This is a genomic window from Flavobacterium sp. 22659 (assembly GCF_052044235.1).
In the GTDB taxonomy this organism is placed as follows: Bacteria; Bacteroidota; Bacteroidia; order Flavobacteriales; family Flavobacteriaceae; genus Flavobacterium; species Flavobacterium johnsoniae.
The window spans coordinates 151,978-171,127 of record NZ_JBQEMU010000011.1; the positions used below are offsets into that span (position 1 = coordinate 151,978).

The window sequence follows — 19,150 nt, forward strand, 5'->3', positions numbered from 1 at the left end:
TGTAGTTGTTCTAATTGAATGCAAAAATACAAAAAATATCCGCTGGCTTTTTTGCATAAAAAAACCATTCGGTTTAAGAATGGCTTTTCGTTTTTAGTTTTAATTTGAAAGCTTATTTTTTCAAAGCTTCATTTACATCTTTTGCTGTTTTTACAGTTCCGTCTTTGGCAGCTTTAGCAGCATTTTCAACTTTTTCTGCACCTTTTTTAGTTGCGTCTTTTACATCAGCTGCGGTTTTCTTTGCTGCATTTTCAACATCTGTTGCTGCTTTTTTTGTAGCGTCTTTCACGTCAGTGGCAGCATTTTGTGTAGCGTCTTTTGCTTTTGTGGCAGCACTTTCGGCTTTGCTTACAGCGCTGTCTTTTACTTCTTCAATATCTGTAGTTAATGAGTCTACTCTGTTTCCAAGAGTTAATTCTTCATCGGCAGGTTTAGTTTCTTTTTTCTCACAAGATTGAACCCCAAACGCTAATAATGCAACAACAGCTAAACTTAAAATTTGTTTTTTCATAATGAATGTCTTTTTTAGGTTATAAAATTTAAAAGGTTATAAAGTGGAATAATAAAAATACAAATTTTAAAATAACGGCGCCCTTTGTAAGATTATTTTTCTTTTGAGTGCAAGACAATTCTTGTGCCAAACTTTTTTAGTTTTAAAAAGTTGAAGTATTTTTTTTAGTTGAAAATTGAGAAGTATTTGAAGTTGTGTTTTTTAGTCTTTGTACAAACTGAAATTGATTACGATATCATCTTTAACTTTTATTAAACCAGCCATTTTTACGGGCGGTTCCAGTTCTATATCAGAAAACTTTAAACTGAGTGTTCCCTGAATTTTATCATCGGTATTATATAAAATGAAGTCTTTGTATTTTAATGTTTTATCTGTGATATAAAAATTTAATCTGCATTTGTAGTTTTTTCCGCATGGTTTAATATCTGTAATAGAAACCGTGCTGTTTGGAAATTGTTTCACTTTTACAGTTCCCTGTAAATCTTTAGTCATTATTTTGTTGCCGCAATCAAAGTTCGACATTTTGATTTCGGTATTAAAAGTGTTCTTTTTAACTGAATTTACATAAACTGTATCCTTTGTAGAAAAGGTATTAGAGCAGTTGTATTTGCCAACAGTTGATACTCCGGTAATTTCTATCTTTATTTTGTTTATTACCACGGTTGTATCTTCTGGAAAAAAAGTGGGTTTAGCACTTCCTAAGAAAAAGAAAACTGCTAAACCCGTAATTAATATTTGAAATCTTGATTTCATTTTTTTTATATTAGAATGCAATTGTTGCTTCGAATACTAAACCATTAAATTTACCGCCATAAAAGTTGTTTGGATTTCCAGCAGCAGGATCTCCTACAAATTGTGAGTAATCTTTATAGTTTTGGTTAACGTAGTTTAACTTAGCTAAAATGTTTTTAGTCATAAACCAGCCGGCACTTGCTTCAAATTTATCTACGGTAACCTTTTTGGCATCGGCATTAGATAATTTTCCAGATACTGTATTGTATTTACCTCCAAGGTAGAATTGTTCTGTTTTTCCAAATCTGTAAATAAGCTCAGAAGCATATTGATTGGCAGTACGTTTGTCGTCAGTACCAGCTTTGTCTCCACCTGAAGCTAATTCGATTGTTCCAAAAAATTCAAGTCCTTTATATTTCACAAAAGGGTTAATCATGTATGTTGTAGCCCAATTTTTGAAATTAGGGTTGAACGTTGCTTCTGGAGTAGATGTTTTACTGAAACTAGTAGGAACATCAGTAGTAGTTGTAGAAATAACATTACCATCAGCGTCGGTTTTAGTTATAGTATTTTTATAAGCGTTATTATTCAATATACCCCAATAACCAAAACCTGATCTATTAGCAGAATATATGTTTGCATTACCAAGATTTGCATTATGATAATAAGAACCAGTTAATCTTATTCTTAAATCTTCATTAAGTTGTTTGTCATAACCCAATTTAGCTAAGATTGAAGGACTGTGCGTTGTATTAGTGTTTGGCCCGGTAGTGTAAAAAACTTCTTCGTTACTTTGATTTAAGTTACCATTTGTAACACCTAACATACTTACCAATCCATTTCTGTTGTAGTAAACCTCCATACCCATTTCTGTAGTGAAAGAATACATGATGTTGTTTCCAACAAATGCATTTCTAATTGTATTACCATTATCTGAACCTCTAAAGTGAGCATCACCAAAATTGTTCTCCATTTGCCCAATTTTAATTGTAGCATATTTCATTACATCAGCCAGGAAGTCTTTTTTGATGAAGTCTAACTTGTCAATTTGCAGGTATCCGCCTTTTACATAAGAATCATTGTGGTGTCTAGAGGCTAAATAAATATCTAGATTTACTCTTACTCCGTCAAACAATTGAGCGCCAAGGTACATATCAGCTCCAGGAAGCGTAAAATTGTTTTCAGTATTCATTAAACGATATCCGGTAATTGTTCTAACAGTAGTTCCTGCAGCTGTAGTAGTTGTAGTTGTAGAACCAGCAGGCTGATCGTTGAATGAATTTGTTGCTTGAAAATCCATATTAAAAGCACCACCAAGGTCAATACTTAGGCCTTTAAATTCTCTATTGTCTTTTTGTACGTCGAAAACGTTGATACCGTCTTTTCCTCTGGAAATTTGGTTTTGCATGTTTCCAAAACTAACTTGTGCATTAACAGCAAATGTGCTGATAAGGGTAATAAATAGGATATAAATCTTCTTCATGGCGGTTATAAATTAAAGTTTAAATTGAATTTTATAGTTAAATCTTGTCCGGTTTTAATGGTTCCAAGCATAGCAGTTGGAGATTTCATTCCAAAATCAGTAAAAGTGATTTTATTTGTTCCCTGAAGATTTAATCCATCTTTTGTAACAGTTGTTTTTACTGTTGTTTTGTAGACTTTGCTTACTCCGGCAATTGTATAAGTTCCGGTTAGTTCCCAAGTCGTTTCGTTTACTTTTTCGGCAGATTTTAAAACGTATTTAATGTTTTTGTTTTTATCTGTTTTTAAAGTCTCATACGCTACTTTATCCATGCTTTTTTTCTCGCTTTTTACACTTTCAGCTAAAAGCGTAACAGATAAAGATTCGATGTCAGTAAGCTTTGAATTGGCAATTGTTAAGTTTGCTGTTCCGGTTCCAGACACTGATTTCATTTCCCAGTCATGAAGTGTTGAAGTTCCCGCAACAGAGAAAGTAGATTTAGAGTCTAAAGTGTATGATTTTTGTGCTGTAGCAATTGAAGTGATTCCAAAGAAAGCAATTACAGCTGCGATTAATTTTAGTTTATTGGTTTTCATTTTTGTCATGTTTATATTGTTAAAAATAAGTTAATGAGTAGGCCGTTTTCTTTTTAGTACTAAAGATGTTGTTTTAACTTGTATCAAAGATCTGCCTATAATTCAGTGTAATACATGATAAAAGTCATTGTTAAAATTTTATTAAATAAGTATTTAATAACTACAACGTTTTCTTTTTAATAGAAATCGATCAACAAGAAAAAAAAGAGCATTGATTTTTACGAAATTGTTAGTTTTTGAAGTTTTCGGCCCAAATTGAATTGGGCCGAATAATTTTTTTGTTTAGCTCAAAGTGATGTTGAAAATCACTGTTAGGTCTTTTCCGGCTTTCACTACTCCAAGAGCAGCTTTTGGAGGTGTCATTTCAAAATCACCAAAAGTGATTTGATTAGAACCCTGTAAAATAAAAGTGCCGTTTATAGATGTAATTTTTACCTGAGTCTGGTATTCCTTACTTACACCTGCAATTGTGTAAACTCCTGTTAGATTCCAGGTTGTATCGTCTACTTTTACTGCAGATTTTAAAACGTATTGAATATTTTTATGTGTTTCTGTATCTAAAGCTTCGTAAGCAACCTGATCCATGCTTGATTTGTAGCTTTTTAAGCTTTCTGCCAATAATGTAATAGTCAAGCTGTTTATGCCGGCAAGTTTAGAATCTTTAATGGTTAGGTTTGCAATACCTGTTCCTTCTGTAGATCTCATTACCCAATCGTGTACGGTAGAAGTTCCGGCAACCTCAAAAGTCGATTTAGTATCTACTACGGTATAAGTTCTTTGTGCGTTTACTTGGAATGTAAGGGTAGTGAAAATAATTGCTGTTAGGATTGATTTAATTGTTTTCATTTTGATATGTATAGGTTAATTTTAATTTGGATAGTTCTAAAGTGGCTGCGAACTAACCTTATTTCTTAGACCAAATTTATCACGCACTCAAAGGATATGAAATGATAAAAATCATGACAAAAGTTTTATTAAATTCTTATAGTTAAGAGTAAACAGAAAGAATAAACTTAGATTGAAGTCAGGTACTAAATACTTTTAGATGATAAATATTTGATTATTTGTGTGTTAAGTTGGTTGAGTGAGAACAAACAAATAATTTTGTTTCAATTCTTTCTTCGTTTTAAAGAAATAGAAATGTGTTACTGCAAGCTTTAAATTTGAATATTGCGGGTAAAACAAGGATATTTTCTCTCAGATTTTTTGGTTTTAGCCAAGAATGCATCTAAAAATCAAAAAAAATGACAAAAGTGATTAACTTTGCAGCATGCAAATTGAGAAAAAAGACATAAGAGCCTTATCAAAAGATCAGTTACGAGATTTTTTTGTTGCCAATAACGACAAAGCATTTCGAGGCAATCAGGTTTATGAATGGTTGTGGAGCAAAGGAGCACATAGCTTTGAGGATATGACGAATGTTGCCAAAACAACGCGTTCTATGCTCGAAGAAAATTTCGTTATCAACCATATTAAGGTAGATACCATGCAGCGTAGTAACGACGGAACAGTAAAAAATGCTGTGCGTCTGCATGACGGGTTAGTAGTAGAGTCAGTTTTAATTCCAACAGAGACCAGAACAACAGCTTGTGTTTCTAGTCAGGTTGGCTGTAGTTTAGATTGTAATTTCTGTGCTACTGCAAGATTAAAACGTATGCGGAATCTGGAACCGGGAGAAATTTACGACCAGATTATGGCCATCGATAAAGAAAGCCGTTTGTATCATAATCATCCCCTTTCTAATATTGTTTTTATGGGAATGGGCGAACCTTTAATGAACTATAATAACGTCATTAAAGCAATCGATATGGTTACATCGGCAGAGGGTTTAGGAATGTCTCCAAAACGTATTACGCTTTCAACATCCGGAATCCCGAAAATGATTAAGAAAATGGCCGATGATGATGTGAAATTCAGATTGGCGGTTTCTCTTCATTCTGCGATTGATGAAACCCGTGCGAAGATTATGCCTTTCAGCAAAAACTTTCCTTTAAAAGATTTAAGAGAAGCATTAGAATACTGGTACAGAAAAACCAAAAGCAAAGTTTCGTACGAATATGTAGTTTGGAAAGGAATTAACGACGATAAAGCTTCCGTTGATGCTTTAGTGAAATTCTGTAAATATGTGCCGTGTAAAGTCAATTTAATTGAATACAACCCAATTGATGACGGAGAATTCCAGCAAGCCTCAGAAGAATCTATTCTGGCTTACATAAAAGCATTAGAAAATATTGGTGTTGTGGTAAAAGTACGCCGAAGCCGCGGAAAAGATATCGATGCAGCCTGCGGACAATTAGCAAACAAAGAGGCAGAAGTATAATGCCTGCGGGATAAATATTCAGCTGGGAATATTTCGTTGGTAAAAAAATAATGACAATATAAAAAATGTCCCATCTAGACATTTGAGTAATAATAAAAAAGCATTAAAAACGAGGGTGAATCTTGTTTTTAATGCTTTTTTTCTGGGCAAAAAGGGAACTATTTTTTCAAATCGATTTCTTCTGTTACGCCGTCTTTTGTTACAGAAGCCAGCGTATCACAATCTCCATTGCCATAATCAATAACAGCCGAAGCCCCGTTTTTAGTTACAGAAACAATTCCTTTTACAGCAAACGATTTTCTGCATGAAGCTTTAAATTCTAATGGTGTTGTAATTTCTGCTGAATAAGTATCTCCGTTTGGTAAAGTTGTAGTACCGCTTCCGGTAACTACAAATACATTATCTTCCCAATTAAACCAGGTGTTGTAACCCGCAGTCATTTCTTTTACAAGAGAACCTTTTCTGCTGTAAACACTTCCATCGTCAAAAGTAATCGTTAAATCAATTGCAGCGGTTGAAACCGGATGTGCTTCTGCCAGTAAATCAGTTGATTTTACAGTTCGAATTATGCTTTTGCTTCCCTGTAGTTTTTTACCATTGTGATAAAATCCTTCAAAAGTATAACTGATTGTTTGTGTAGAAGCCGAAAAATCATTAGAAAATGAAACCACCATTTTTCCTTTCACCGTATTTCCGTTGTCAAGCGTACAGCCGTCAACGCCAAAATCTACTGTTTTTGTAAAAGTATTATTCGTTAAAACTGTTGTAATAACAGCACAGCTGGGCAAAAAGTTTTTAATGTTTCCGGAAGGTTTATTATTAATATTAAGCTGAGAACTAAATTGATCTTCAGCAATATTAGTAACATCATCTATTGAGGCATCTATTTTAGCATTTGCAATAATTTCGTCGTTTGTAATTACTTTACTCGTTCCGTCATTTGTGTTTTCATCAGAATTACAGCTTGTAAATAGTGATAAAGCGATACATGTTCCAATTAATAAAAATTTTGTTTTCATAATAAATAGTTTTTTTGGTTTTACTTTTAATTAATGAATTCAAATTAGTATTAGATTGAAGTGTTTTTGGATTGTTTTTTAAATTAGTATTGAAATTGTTGATATACTAACATAAAATAGACAACGTTTTTTTATTTAAAATAGTATATTTGGAATCGAAATGAATATTACTTCACAAATAAAACAGCCCATTATTGCCGAGATGGAACTTTTTGAAAAAAAGTTCCATGAATCGATGACCTCAAAGGTTGCGTTACTCAACAGGATTACCTATTATATTGTAAACAGAAAAGGAAAACAAATGCGTCCGATGTTTGTGTTTCTTACTGCAAAAATGGTTTCTGGCGGTACTGTAAACGAAAGAACCTATCGCGGGGCATCGGTTATTGAATTAATTCATACGGCAACTTTGGTTCACGACGACGTTGTAGACGATAGTAATCGCCGCCGCGGATTTTTCTCAATCAATGCGCTTTGGAAAAACAAAATTGCTGTTTTAGTTGGAGATTATCTTCTTTCAAAAGGATTACTGCTTTCTATTGATAATGGCGATTTTGATTTACTTCGAATCATTTCTGTTGCCGTTCGCGAAATGAGCGAAGGTGAATTGCTTCAAATAGAAAAAGCCCGCAGACTTGATATTACTGAAGATGTTTACTACGAAATCATCAGAAAGAAAACCGCAACACTTATTGCTGCGTGTTGTGCGCTTGGTGCAAAAGCTGTAATTGAAGATGATGTTCAGGTTGAGAATATGCGAATGTTTGGTGAACTTATAGGAATGGCGTTCCAGATCAAAGACGACTTGTTTGATTACAGCGAAGAAGCTATTGGTAAACCAACCGGAATCGATATTAAAGAGCAAAAAATGACGCTGCCTTTAATTCACGTTTTAAATACCTGCACACCGCAGGAAAAAAAGTGGCTTATCAACTCCATTAAAAACCATAACAAAGACAAAAAACGAGTAAAAGAAGTAATTGCCTTTGTAAAAAACAATAATGGTTTGGCTTACGCCGAAGAAAAAATGGTGCAGTTCCAGCAGGAAGCACTTTCTCTACTTCAAAACTTTGAAGATTCTGAGTATAAAGCTGCTTTAACTTTGATGGTGAATTATGTAATTGAGAGGAAAAAATAGTTATATTAATATTATTTTCGCTCTGAATCGCGCCATTCGTTTATATTCCAAGTCGCTTTAATTGTGCCTATATCATCTATATTAAAATCCTTGTTATTCACCTGAACTAAAATTAGTATTCGTTTTCCAATAATAAAATTTAGTCGAGCCATATTTACAAATGTGTCTAAAATTTTATATAAGATATCTTTTTTTAGATTATCAGCATTTTTAAATACAATTGCCATTCCAATTCCTTTTGTTTCAATATCTTTTAGACAATCATTTAAAGAATTTAAATTATGATGAAAATATTTTGGAAATAAGAATTGTTCTCTAAATTGTTCAAATAAATTATTTTCTGTGTTACATTCAAATTGAATAATTTCATATCCTTCATTTTCTAACCACCCTATATCATTTCCTAAAATAGCACTACTTAAATATAATTGAAAACAGCCATTGGCTATAATTTGATAATCAATTTTTTTGAATAATTCGGAAGAGTTTTTAAATGAGCTCATATTTTTCTAAATAAATTATTAATTTAAAATTTTTTAAAGAGCAAAAAAGCATAAAAGAGTTATTGCCTTTGTAAAAAATAATAATGGTTTGGCTTACGTCGAAGAAAATGGTGCAGTTCCAGCAGGAAGCACTTTCTCTACTTCAAAACTTTGAAGATTCTGAGTATAAAGATGCTTTGACTTTGATGGTTAATTATGTAATTGAGAGGAAGAAGTAATATTACTAGGATTAATATTCAAGTATATAAACAATTTTATTTGAGGTATCTAATAAAGAAAGTACAATTCCATCTCTTATAATTGACATAAATCGAGAAATTTCTGTAGCGGCCACAAACATGTTTTGATTAATTTGATAATTGTTTTTTAAATTATGGTCGATATTAATTATAAACTCTTCAAGAATGGAAAGCGCCTCTTTTTTATTTAATAAAAAAGGATCGGTATTTTTACCATAATTTTCGGTTATGACTGATATGTGCTTATGAACGCCAAATTTTTCATAGAAATATTTCGTGAAATTATAGCTGTAAAATGCTTCTGCATAGTATTCAGTATTTGAAAAATTATAGAAATTATTTTTTTCTAATTGTTGAAGGATGTTTTCTAAATAATCATCTACAGTTCTTTTCTCTTTTAAATAAGTATCTTTATTTTGAGTAAAGTCTTCTTCTAAAGCATTGTGTAATTCGTAAATTTTTTCATAATCATCAAAAACTGCCAAGTCACCCAGAAATTCATATTTGCCATTAATATATTTAAAGCCAAAAAAATTGTTTTCAGAATATTTGTATTCATTTTTACAAAAAAGACCATCTGTTGAAACTATATGAATATGATAATCTTCACCATTAACTAACGTTTTTGCCGTTAGAATAGGTTTGAAAAAAATACCTAATGATTTGTCAATGAAGACATTCTCAATGTCAGGATAAAGGTGGATATTTTCAGTCATAATTTAATTAAATTATTTTGTAAAATTATAAATAAAAACTTACATTTTTATCATTCTTGTTTTAAAAATTAACTTTAATTTAAAATTTTTTCCACCCTTCATGCAACCATTTTAGATCGACAATCGTCTATGCTGATAGAAGTCTGTTTCTAAAACCAAAAACCGAAAAGCGTATTAATGAAAATTATTCATTTACATCAAGAAGAAACCAAAATCATAAAGCTGGCTGTCGAAAATAATCGACAGGCACAGCAGCAGATTTACAGCAGGTTTTCTCCAAAAATGTTAAGTGTATGCCGGCAGTATATAAAGGACATTCAGCTAGCAGAAGATGTAATGATTACAGCTTTCATGAAAGTATTTACGAATCTAAAAAACTTTGAACACAAAGGAAGTTTTGAAGGCTGGATTCGAAGGATTATGGTTAACGAATGCATTTCGTATTTAAGAGTTCAGAAAAAAGTAAAATTTGCCGAAGATGAATTTTTTGTCGAAGAAAGTTTCAATGAAATTGACAGTCAGTTTACAGTAGAACAAATTCAGTATTTAATAGATGCCCTGCCAGATGGTTATAAAATGGTTTTCAATTTATACGCCATAGAAGGTTATAAACACAATGAAATTGCCAAGATGTTAGGAATTAATGAAGGAACATCGAAATCGCAATTATCGCACGCCAGAAAAATGCTGCAAACACAAATTACTATTTTAAAAAAACAAGATAATGGAACCGAATAATTTTGAAAAGGATTTCCGTGAAAAGCTAAACCAGCGAAAAATTGAACCAAGTGAGAAAGCCTGGGATCGATTAGATGCTATGTTGAGTGTAGCCGAAGAAAAACCTAAAAAGAAAAGCAAAAAATGGTTGTACATCGCGGCAAGTGTTGTGGGCTTTTTATTAGTTGGGACTTTCTTTTTTAATCAGAAAGAAGATATTCAAACACCAAAAAATGTGGTAATCGAAGAAAATGCCGAAAAAGATTCTATTATAAAACCAGCTATAAATACTATCGATTCTGTTAAAACTGAAACTGTAATTGCAGAAAAATCTTCAACAGAAACTTCAAAATCTGTATCAGATAAAAAAGAAAATAATCTTAATCAACCATCAAATAAAGCCCTTAAAAATCAATCAAATCAAATAGCGGAGTCTTCAATCATCATCAAAAACAATCAGGAAAAACAATCAACAAACAACAATCAAACTGTAATTGCCGAAAACCAAAAGAAAGAAAACATTGACCAGCTGCTTGAAACTGCCGAAAATAAAGTTTTAGCAGAAAACGCAAACAAGGTTAAAAAAGCCAAAGTAAAAATCAACGCGGCTGATTTTCTAAATCAGGTCGACGGCGAATTAGAACTTTCTTTTAGAGAAAAAGTAATTACAAAGGTGAACAAAAATCTTCAGGAAGTTAAAGTGGCTTTGTCAAACAGAAATCAGGAAGAAAAGAAATAACAATTCATATTTAAAATAACAATTAAAAAATCATCATCAATCAAATCATCAATCATTTTAAAACAATCAATTATGAAAAATTTTACCATTTATCTTATACTTTTCTTCTTTTTAGTAGTAAGCAAAGTGATAGGACAGGAAACTTTTGAGTCTGAAGCGAAAAGAATTGCCAATAAAATAGAGAAAATCACCAAAGAAGAGAAAGAAGCTTTAAAAGAAGAAATAGAAGCCATAAATGTTCAGTTGTCTGAAGGTAAAATCACGCAGGAACAAGCTGATAAACGCAAAAAAGAATTGGCAGAAGCGAGAGCTGTAATTATAGAAGAAAAAGTAACTCTGGCTCAAAATGAATTAAATGACTTGGTTCAGAAAAAAGTAGACGGAAAAATAAAAGAAGATTCTTCAAAGGTTTACATGATTCGATGGAAATCACCAAAACGAGACAAAGATTCGATTCACGGAGAAAAAAGAACTACTTCGCAGTTTGTATTTGCCATGGGTTTAAACAATACTATGGTTGACGGAAAACTGCAGGATTCAAATTATAGTTTTATAGGTTCGCATTTTTACGAATGGGGTTTTACTTATAACTCACGATTAATGAAAAACGATAATCTGCTTCATGCAAAATACGGGCTTTCATTAATGTACAACAATATCCGTCCAACAAATAACAGGACTTTTGTGGTAAACGGAGACCAGACTAATCTGGAAGTCAATTCGATTCACTTAACAGAATCCCGTTTTAGAAATGTCTATTTGGCTGTTCCAGTACATTTAGAATTTGATTTTACGAGACCTATTGAAAAAAATGGAAAAACATATTTCAAAACTCATAAAAGTTTCCGTTTTGGAGTGGGAGGTTATGCAGGTATAAATGTAAAATCAAAACAGATTTTGAAGTTCGAAGAAGACGATTTAAAATACAAAACAAGAATCAAAGGCGATTATAATGTAAATAATTTTATTTACGGATTAAGTTCTTATATAGGTTACAGAGATGTGAGTTTGTATTTTAAATACGATTTAAATCCATTGTTTCAGGATAATTTAGTTAAAGAAAACAATATTTCTTTGGGATTACGTCTCGATTTAAATTAGAAATAAAGTTGAGTTTAGTTAGTAGAAAAAGTGTTTCGAAAGAGGCACTTTTTTTGTAAATTCAGGTTGGATTTGCGTACTTTTACAGGCTCTAATTTTAAAAAAATAATTTACGTTTTGATTTCACAAAGTACAATAGATGCCGTATTTGAAACCGCTCGAGTTGAGGAGGTTATTGGCGATTTTGTTAATTTAAAGCGTGCAGGAAGCAACTACAAAGGTCTGAGTCCGTTTTCAGATGAGCGCTCACCATCGTTTATGGTTTCGCCTGCAAAAGGAATCTGGAAAGATTTTAGTTCCGGAAAAGGCGGTAACTCGGTTGCCTTTTTGATGGAACATTCTCATTTTACCTATCCTGAAGCAATTCGCTATCTGGCTAAAAAATACAATATCGAAATTGAAGAAACCGAACAAACGGATGCTGAAAAAGCAATGACCGATGTTCGTGAAAGTATGTATTTGGTTTCAGAATTTGCTGCAAAGTATTTTCAGGATGTTTTAATTAATTCTGAAGAAGGAAAAGCTATTGGTTTATCTTACTTTAAAGAAAGAGGATTTACAAATGAAACCATCAAGAAATTTGCTTTAGGATATTCTCCTGAAACCTGGGATGCTTTAACAAAAGAGGCTCTGGGAAAAGGATATAAATTAGAATTTCTGGAAAGCACAGGTTTAACCATTGCGAGAGAGGATCGTCCTTTTGACCGTTTTAAAGGTCGTGTAATGTTCCCAATTCACAGTATGTCGGGACGCGTTTTGGGTTTTGGAGGACGTATTTTAACCAACGATAAAAAAGCAGCAAAATACCTCAATTCACCAGAAAGTGATATTTACCATAAAAGTAAAGTTCTCTACGGAATTTTTCAGGCAAAACAATCTATTGCCAAACTAAATAATTGTTATTTAGTAGAAGGGTATACAGATGTTATTCAGTTTAATCAGGCTGGAATTGAGAACGTTGTGGCTTCTTCCGGAACTGCTTTGACGCCGGATCAAATTAGACTTGTTAATCGTTTAACTAAAAATATTACAGTACTTTTTGACGGAGATGCGGCCGGACTTAGGGCTTCTATTCGTGGAATCGATTTGATTCTGGAAGAAGGGATGAATGTAAGAGTTTGCGCCTTTCCTGATGGAGAAGATCCAGATAGTTTTGCCCGAAAAAATTCACATGATGATCTGGTGGCGTATCTGGAAAACAACAGTAAAGATTTTATACAATTTAAAGCTTCAATCCTGATGGGAGAAGCTAAAAATGATCCTATAAAAAAAGCCGATTTGATTCGTGATATGGTCACGAGTATTTCTAAAATTCCAGATCGTATTCAGCGAGAAGTCTATATTCAGGAATGTGCCCGAATCATGGAAATCTCTGAGCAGGTTTTGGTGAGTACTCTGGCACAGCTGGTTCAAAAAGATCTTGCCGAAGCAAATAAAAAGCAAAAACAGGAACAAAAACCTTTTCAGGTTTTTAGAAATCCGCCGCCAAATACCAGCTTTTCAGGAGGAGATCCGGAAGATCCAAGAACAGGACCGCCTGATGGTTATTATCCGGAAGAACCTGGTTATCCGCAGGAAACAGCAGAAAAAGTAGATATTTTGTATGGCTTTGAAAGAAAAGTTATAGAGATATTATTGCTGTACGGAAGCGTAGAAGAAGATTTTGAAGATGTTTTTTTAAAAGCTGATGAAGAAGGAAATGTTAAAGAGGTAAGTGAAAAGCGAAGGTATAAGGTTTATGAAAAAATTTATCTGAGTCTGCAGGAAGACGAGGTAGAACTATCAAATGCTCTTTTTCAGAATATTTTTTCAGGATTAATTGATTATTATAATCAAAACGAAACCTTTAGTCTGGATAAATATTTAATGCACCTCAATCCTGATTTTGCTCAGGAAGTAACCAATATTTTAATGGAAGATGAAAAAGTTACCATTCATAATTGGGAAGGGCAGAATATTTTTCCGAAACATAAAAATGTAACAATCGAACAAAATGTTTCAGATACCATATTTTCGATGCGATGGTTTTTAGTTTCAAAAATTATCCATGATTTGAAACATTCATTAATTTCTGATCCACAGGAAGATAATTCTGAATTATTGATGATGGTGGTCGATTATTCTAAATTGCTGAATAATTTTTCAAAAAAATTAGGAAGAGTAGTCGTTCCTTACCATGGCGGATAAAAATCAAAAAGCTCTATACTGATTAACAATATAGAGCTTTTTTTATGGTTGATGATTTACGAAAGTAAATCAGGATACCACCGAAATTAAATAATTTCTAAAGTCTTAGCTTTATTAACTAAATCAACTAAATTGGTAACATTTAGTTTAGTTAACAATCTTAGTTTGTAAGTACTGATCGTTTTTTCGTTCAGACTTAAGATTTTAGAAATCTCATTGTTTTTCTTACCATCACTTAAATAACGTAAAACCTCGATTTCACGGTTAGAAAGTTTTCTGTACAAACGTTCGCTTTTGCTTTGTTTAGCAATAAGGGCCATGTTTTTGCGAACTGTTTCGTTGATGATAATTTTTCCTTCGTGTACTTTAATAATAGAAAGACCTAAAGTTTCAAGTTTTTCTGTTTTGTGTACATACCCGGATACTCCAGCTTTAATAGCATTTGGAGCATACATTTGCTCAGCCAAGTCACTGAAAATTACAATTTTTGTTTTTGGGAAATTTTTCAAAATAGATTTTACTTCGAAGATACTTGAAAGGCCTTCTAATTCTAAATCTAAGATTAGAATGTCGATTTCCTTCGTTTGAAGAATATCTCTAACCATTGAAAAATTGCCTACGTTGGCAACAATTGAAATTTGATCGTGGTCTTTAAAATAAGACTTAACGCCAAAGTGAGTCACAGGATGATTGTCTGCAAGACATACTTTAATCATAATTTTACCTTTTTAGAATTGTTATCATGTTTTTGGAACTGTAAAATTAATAAATAAATTCTGTAATATATTGCAGACAAATGTTAAAATATTTATTTTAACGTTTTTGGGATTAAACAAACCGGAATTGGATCCATTTTGTGCTTATTACTGGTGTTTAATCTTTTATAAATTTCAAAGACAGATTTTTCTCTCCCGCTAAAGTCATCCGCCGTATTTCCTGACTCTGAGGCGATCATTGCCCATTCTAATTCGTCGTAACTTGCGCCTAATTGGTCTTCATCTGTTCTGTTATCGCCAAAAAGACCGTCTGTTGGAGCAGCTGTTAAAATTGATTTTGGAATCTCTAAAAACTCTCCTAAAGCATAAACATCAGATTTCATTAAATCGGCAATCGGACTCAAATCTACACCGCCGTCTCCGTATTTTGTATAAAATCCTACACCAAAATCTTCGACCTTATTGCCTGTCCCTGCTACTAATAGCCCGTTTATTCCTGCTAAATAATACAAAGAAGTCATTCTTATACGTGCTCTTGTATTGGCTAATGATAAATTAACTTTTGTTGAATCTTTTGAGGTTGGCACGGAGCTCTTAAAAGCTTCAAAAGTTGAAGTAAGGTCAGTTTCTACACTCGAAACATTTGGAAAACGCTTTTTTAATTGCTCAATATGTTCTCTTCCTCTAGAAACTTGACTTTCAGCCTGATGGATAGGCATTTCTACGCATAAAACCTGTAAACCTGTCTGTGCGCATAGGGTAGAAGTCACTGCAGAGTCAACTCCGCCGGAAATTCCAATCACAAAACCGTTCACTTTTGCGTTAGCAGCATAATTTTTTAACCATTCAACAATATGTGTATTTACTTTTTCTGTTTGAATTGTGCTTTTTTTAGCCATAATAGTTCATGATTTAAGATACAGGGATGTATATTTGCAGAATTATTTTTGATTACATATAGTACATATATATGTAGTCTAATTCCAGCAACACAAATCTAATTAAAATAAAATGAAAATGTATCGCTTTGTAGTGGTTCTGTGCTTGTTTTTTTTGTCTTGTGACCAAAAAACAAAGGTTGAAAAAGAGGTTGAAGAAATTCCGGTTGATATTAAAGTAGAACGTTTTGATAAAGTGTTTTTTGAGACCAAACCAGAAGATCTGGCTAAAGTAAAAAAACAATATCCGTTCTTTTTTCCAGAAGGAAATGATGACAACGTCTGGCTTCAAAAAATGAAAGAACCAATCTGGAGAGAAGTTTATGATGAAGTCCAAAAAAAATACGCCAATTTTGAGCCTGTTCGTGAAGAGTTTAACGAACTTTTTAAACACGTAAAATATTATTTTCCAAAAACAAAAACACCAAAAGTTATTACAGTGATTGGTGAAATGGATTATAATGCAAAGGCAATTTATGCAGACAGTCTTGTAATTGTTGCCTTAGAGTTGTATTTAGGAAGAGAGCATAAGTTTTATGAGTTTCCAAATTATTTAAAATACAATTTTGAGGAAAGACAAATTATGCCGGATGTAGTTTCGAGTTTTACTTACCGAAACATTCCGTCTTATCCTGATAAAAATTTAATATCTCAGATGATTTTTGAAGGAAAACAATTGTATGCAAAAGATTTGCTTCTGCCTCAATATACCGATGCCGAAAAAATAGGTTACAAACCTGAGCAGATAAAATGGTGTGAAGAAAATGAAAGCTATATGTGGCGTTATTTTCTTGAAAACGAAATGCTGTATAGTTTAGATCCTAAATTAACAACACGTTTTATAGTGCCGGCTCCGTTTTCTAAATTCTATCTCGAAATAGATAACGATTCACCGGGAAGAGTGGGCGCCTGGATTGGATGGCAGATTGTACGTTCGTATATGAAAAACAATAATGTTTCGCTGTCAGAATTATTAAAAGTAAATGCAAAAGAAATTTTCGAAAAGTCAAAATATAAACCTAAGAAATAATGTCAAATACAATAAAATCAGAAATTAAATTCAACGTCGAATTAGACGAAAACCGCGTTCCCGAAAAATTAACCTGGAGCGCTCAGGACGGTGGTGTTCTTGCAGAAGAAGCAAAAGCTATTATGCTTTCAATTTGGGACAGTAAAGCGCAGGAAACAATGCGTATCGATTTATGGACAAAAGATATGCCGGTAGACGAAATGAAAATTTTCTTTCACCAGACTTTAGTAGCAATGGCAGATACTTTTAAACGTGCAACCGATGACGAAAAAATGTCAGACACAATGAAAGACTTCTGTGATTACTTTGCAGAAAAACTGGAGCTGACTAAATAATAGAAAATCCAATATTTTAAAATCCCAAATTCCAATTGCAAAACTGGAATTTGGGATTTTTTTTGAACATTGACTACATAAAAAAACGCTGTAAGACTTGAGTTTTACAGCGTTTTTTTTATGCAGTTAATTAATCCTGCCAAAACTTAAAGACATGGAAGGTTCTTCTTGTAAACAATCAAAAATGTCTTATTCTGATAGTTTTATGACGTCTAGGGGTACATCTTGGAATTGTAATTCCAATACATTTATTCAATCGATATAGTATGAATATTAAAATTAAATATTGCCTTTCAAAAATTTAACCCCCATAAGTATCATCACATAAAAGCCAGTAATTAATAAATATAATATAAAAATGAGTTTTTTAGCAAAATTAGAATTAGACAACGAAATTTTTAATGTCTTAGAATTTGATGTTCATTTTATTCAAAATGTTGATACTAACGGAAAACCGGCCAATAAAGCAAAAGGCGGACAGATAAAACTTGTTATAGAAAGCACACAAACCGATTTATTTTCGGACTGGATGGTTTCGCAGACGAGTGTAAAAGATGGAAAAATTATTTTCTATCGCAGAGATGCTATGAGTACTATGAAAAATGTAACCTTTAAAAAAGCCTATTGCATATCGCTGCATAAAAGTTTCAGAAGCGAAGGATCAGTTCCAATGGTTACCGAAATTCTAATTTCTTCAAATGAAGTAAAAATAGGAAATACTCTTTTTGAAAATAACTGGAAAAATTCATAGACATCTTAACTAACAACGACCATGGCATTACAAACAATAACCACTATTAAAGTAGGCGAAATCAGGATTACCAATTTCAATAAATTAAAGATATTTCAAACCATCCACGATCATCATACTTTTTCATTTGAAGTACGACAGGATTTATTAGTTGACGAGTTTAAAAGTGTGATGCCTTTTTCACAAAAACTGTACGGCGAGAAAATCAGCATCGAAATAAAACCTATAGACGGTCTGGAAGATCTCATGATTGGCGCAGACCTTAAACATTACACCATGCAGTTCTATGGTGTGGTAACCAAAGTAAAACTGAAGAAATCCCGTGTAAAAGATATAGAAGAAATTATCGTAATAAAAGGGAAAAGCTCCACGATAGCACTCGAAAACGGTCCCGAATGCAGTTCTTTTACCAATATGACCCTGAGCGATATTGTAACCAAAGTAAAATCAGGCTGTGATATTGATATGGATGTAAGACCATTTTATTTAGAAAACCTGCCTTATACGGTGCAGTATAACGAAAGTAATTTCTCTTTTCTAAACCGTCTGGCAAAAAGAAACGGACACTGGCTGTATTATAACGGACGCACCACTGTTTTTGGAAGCCCCGGCGGTGTGGGCGGACAGCCCCAGTTAGTTTACGGGGTAAACATGCAGGATTTTGATTATACCATTAAACTCATGCCGGCAATGTTTAAAGTAATAGAAAATGACAACCGAGACGGCAGTTACAGAACCGATGAAACCTTAAAATACAGAAGGGAAGCCGATGGTTTTCAGCAGAACTTTTTAAATAAGTCTAATGAGTTCTTTAATAAAGAAACCATAATACAGCTTAACCAGAATCCTGCCGGAGGATCTGCACGACGTTCCTCAGAAGAATATGCCAAAAACAAAATGCGTGCTATTTTAAGCCGTTTAACAGAAGTAAAAGCCTCCAGCGAAGTTCCGGGAATTACGATAGGAAACGAAGTCAGGATAGCGGGTGTCGACGTACAGCTGGAAAGCTCCTACCGCGTAACACAGATAACCCACATTTGCGACGACGGAGGCGGTTATGAAAATTATTTTACAGCCGTAAACTTTAACGGTTCTGTATTCTCTCCCCAGACCGATCCTGATTTAGTGCCGTTCTGCAGAAGCCAGACTGCTGTTGTAACGGGCAATGCGGACCCGGACGGACTCAGCGGCATACAGGTGCAGATGCCGTGGCAGGAAGCCAAAGGCGAAACCACTCCTTATATTCCCTTCGTGCAGAAATACGGAGGCGATGCCAGAGGAAACCATACGCTGCCGGAAATTGGCGATACAGTTTTTGTAGATTTTCAGGGCAATAATGCCGAACTGCCTATTGCAATAGGAACCATAACCAGCAGAAAAGAAAAAAGCGGTTTCAGCAC

The 19,150-nt window shown here is 33.2% G+C and carries 20 protein-coding genes and 1 pseudogene; 11 read left to right on the plus strand and 10 right to left on the minus strand.

Annotated elements, in window-relative coordinates:
* Positions 1–112 precede the first annotated feature (112 nt).
* The 5 genes from ACTJIW_RS13145 to ACTJIW_RS13165 form a co-directional block, all read right to left on the minus strand.
* A complete protein-coding gene (locus ACTJIW_RS13145) occupies positions 113–511 on the minus strand; it encodes a hypothetical protein (RefSeq protein ID WP_012023853.1) in 399 nt (132 codons plus the stop codon).
* A 201-nt stretch (positions 512–712) separates the two neighbouring features.
* Positions 713–1,264 (minus strand): YceI family protein, encoded by a 552-nt coding sequence (locus ACTJIW_RS13150; protein ID WP_073407797.1) that lies wholly within the window; start codon positions 1,262–1,264, stop codon positions 713–715.
* A gap of 10 nt (positions 1,265–1,274) precedes the next feature.
* The gene (locus ACTJIW_RS13155; RefSeq protein WP_073407796.1) at positions 1,275–2,726 is read right to left on the minus strand and encodes a hypothetical protein; all 1,452 of its coding nucleotides are present in this window, start codon (positions 2,724–2,726) and stop codon (positions 1,275–1,277) included.
* A 5-nt stretch (positions 2,727–2,731) separates the two neighbouring features.
* On the minus strand, positions 2,732–3,301 hold the full coding sequence (locus ACTJIW_RS13160) for a YceI family protein (protein WP_440714426.1): 570 nt from the start codon (positions 3,299–3,301) through the stop codon (positions 2,732–2,734).
* 282 nt (positions 3,302–3,583) lie between these two features.
* Positions 3,584–4,147 (minus strand): YceI family protein, encoded by a 564-nt coding sequence (locus tag ACTJIW_RS13165; protein ID WP_440714425.1) that lies wholly within the window; start codon positions 4,145–4,147, stop codon positions 3,584–3,586.
* A gap of 424 nt (positions 4,148–4,571) precedes the next feature.
* Between ACTJIW_RS13165 and rlmN the strand changes: the two genes are divergently transcribed.
* Complete coding sequence (rlmN, locus tag ACTJIW_RS13170; protein ID WP_121362206.1) at positions 4,572–5,621, plus strand: 23S rRNA (adenine(2503)-C(2))-methyltransferase RlmN; 1,050 nt, start codon at positions 4,572–4,574, stop codon at positions 5,619–5,621.
* Between the two features lie 158 nt (positions 5,622–5,779).
* Here the strand turns inward: rlmN and ACTJIW_RS13175 are convergent, their stop codons facing one another.
* Positions 5,780–6,640: a hypothetical protein gene (locus ACTJIW_RS13175; protein ID WP_073407793.1), complete on the minus strand. Its 861-nt coding sequence runs from the start codon at positions 6,638–6,640 to the stop codon at positions 5,780–5,782.
* 160 nt (positions 6,641–6,800) lie between these two features.
* Here ACTJIW_RS13175 and ACTJIW_RS13180 point away from each other — a divergent pair, with 160 nt between their 5' ends.
* Entirely contained in the window at positions 6,801–7,778 is a 978-nt protein-coding gene (locus ACTJIW_RS13180) for a polyprenyl synthetase family protein (RefSeq protein WP_440714424.1), read from the plus strand.
* An 11-nt stretch (positions 7,779–7,789) separates the two neighbouring features.
* On the opposite strand, the gene ACTJIW_RS13185 is transcribed toward ACTJIW_RS13180, so the two are convergent.
* Positions 7,790–8,281 carry a barstar family protein gene (locus ACTJIW_RS13185; protein WP_440714423.1) on the minus strand — a complete coding sequence of 164 codons (492 nt, stop codon included), beginning with the start codon at positions 8,279–8,281 and terminating at the stop codon, positions 7,790–7,792.
* 43 nt (positions 8,282–8,324) lie between these two features.
* Between ACTJIW_RS13185 and ACTJIW_RS13190 the strand changes: the two are divergent.
* Positions 8,325–8,499 (plus strand): annotated as a pseudogene (locus ACTJIW_RS13190) (polyprenyl synthetase family protein); the annotation flags it as partial.
* Positions 8,500–8,510: 11 nt separating this feature from the next.
* Here ACTJIW_RS13190 and ACTJIW_RS13195 read toward each other — a convergent pair.
* Positions 8,511–9,236, minus strand: coding sequence for a hypothetical protein (locus ACTJIW_RS13195; protein WP_440714422.1), 726 nt, complete (start codon positions 9,234–9,236; stop codon positions 8,511–8,513).
* A 177-nt stretch (positions 9,237–9,413) separates the two neighbouring features.
* Here ACTJIW_RS13195 and ACTJIW_RS13200 point away from each other — a divergent pair, with 177 nt between their 5' ends.
* The 4 genes from ACTJIW_RS13200 (at position 9,414) to dnaG (ending at position 13,980) form a co-directional block, all read left to right on the plus strand.
* The gene (locus ACTJIW_RS13200) at positions 9,414–9,974 is read left to right on the plus strand and encodes an RNA polymerase sigma factor (RefSeq protein WP_433815382.1); all 561 of its coding nucleotides are present in this window, start codon (positions 9,414–9,416) and stop codon (positions 9,972–9,974) included.
* On the plus strand, positions 9,961–10,692 hold the full coding sequence (locus ACTJIW_RS13205; RefSeq protein WP_440714421.1) for a hypothetical protein: 732 nt from the start codon (positions 9,961–9,963) through the stop codon (positions 10,690–10,692). The genes ACTJIW_RS13200 and ACTJIW_RS13205 overlap by 14 nt, the downstream gene beginning before the upstream one ends.
* A 72-nt stretch (positions 10,693–10,764) precedes the next feature.
* Entirely contained in the window at positions 10,765–11,793 is a 1,029-nt protein-coding gene (locus tag ACTJIW_RS13210; protein WP_012023865.1) for a hypothetical protein, read from the plus strand.
* Between the two features lie 117 nt (positions 11,794–11,910).
* Positions 11,911–13,980, plus strand: a complete 2,070-nt coding sequence (gene dnaG / locus ACTJIW_RS13215) for a DNA primase (RefSeq protein ID WP_440714420.1) — start codon at positions 11,911–11,913, stop codon at positions 13,978–13,980.
* A gap of 86 nt (positions 13,981–14,066) precedes the next feature.
* Here dnaG and ACTJIW_RS13220 read toward each other — a convergent pair whose 3' ends face one another.
* Both ACTJIW_RS13220 and nadE read right to left on the minus strand, forming a co-directional pair.
* Positions 14,067–14,696, minus strand: coding sequence for a response regulator transcription factor (locus tag ACTJIW_RS13220; RefSeq protein ID WP_121362197.1), 630 nt, complete (start codon positions 14,694–14,696; stop codon positions 14,067–14,069).
* Positions 14,697–14,788: 92 nt separating this feature from the next.
* Positions 14,789–15,595, minus strand: coding sequence for an NAD(+) synthase (gene nadE, locus ACTJIW_RS13225; protein ID WP_012023868.1), 807 nt, complete (start codon positions 15,593–15,595; stop codon positions 14,789–14,791).
* A 112-nt stretch (positions 15,596–15,707) separates the two neighbouring features.
* On the opposite strand from nadE, the gene gldB reads away from it, so the two are divergent.
* The 4 genes from gldB to ACTJIW_RS13245 form a co-directional block, all read left to right on the plus strand.
* A complete protein-coding gene (gene gldB, locus ACTJIW_RS13230) occupies positions 15,708–16,664 on the plus strand; it encodes a gliding motility lipoprotein GldB (protein ID WP_149208395.1) in 957 nt (318 codons plus the stop codon).
* Positions 16,664–16,999, plus strand: coding sequence for a gliding motility protein GldC (gldC, locus tag ACTJIW_RS13235; protein ID WP_012023870.1), 336 nt, complete (start codon positions 16,664–16,666; stop codon positions 16,997–16,999). The genes gldB and gldC overlap by 1 nt, the downstream gene beginning before the upstream one ends.
* Before the next feature lie 358 nt (positions 17,000–17,357).
* The gene (tssD, locus tag ACTJIW_RS13240) at positions 17,358–17,750 is read left to right on the plus strand and encodes a type VI secretion system tube protein TssD (protein WP_012023871.1); all 393 of its coding nucleotides are present in this window, start codon (positions 17,358–17,360) and stop codon (positions 17,748–17,750) included.
* A 21-nt stretch (positions 17,751–17,771) separates the two neighbouring features.
* A partial coding sequence (locus ACTJIW_RS13245; RefSeq protein WP_440718455.1) for a contractile injection system protein, VgrG/Pvc8 family occupies positions 17,772–19,150 on the plus strand: 1,379 nt, incomplete at its 3' end.